We start from the raw sequence: 319 nt of genomic DNA, 5'->3' as shown, positions 1-319 counted from the left end.
GGGTCTTCAACACCTTTGAGGAAGCGCAACGGGCAGTCGAAGCGAGTATCCGCAACTACAACCACCTGCGTCCTCACATGAGCTGCCGGTACTTAACACCGGCCGCGGCCCACGCCAGTACCGAACCATTGCAGCAACTCTGGAAGCCGAAAGTATACCCGACCCGCAAAGTGGCCCCACCCAAAGATGACTGTAACGAGCCCCATTTGGCAACTGTGACAACCTTCCCTCAGGAATACTAACGCGTCATCGGCTATCACCGAAAAACTGACAACTTTTTTCCAGGATCGGACAACGGTCAACTTATTTCAGGACGAGA

General features: G+C 53.9%; 1 protein-coding gene. It reads left to right on the top strand.

Features of this window, described 5'->3' with window-relative positions:
* The coding region (locus WX88_RS29265) for an integrase core domain-containing protein (protein ID WP_156176515.1) at nucleotides 1-242 on the top strand (242 nt) is incomplete at its 5' end.
* Nucleotides 243-319 lie beyond the last annotated feature (77 nt).

Origin of the sequence: Hymenobacter terrenus, assembly GCF_000972495.1 — a bacterium.
GTDB classification, from domain to species: Bacteria; Bacteroidota; Bacteroidia; order Cytophagales; family Hymenobacteraceae; genus Hymenobacter; species Hymenobacter terrenus.
Note: the sequence above shows the minus strand (reverse complement) of the source record. Positions and strands in the feature narration are given on the sequence as shown.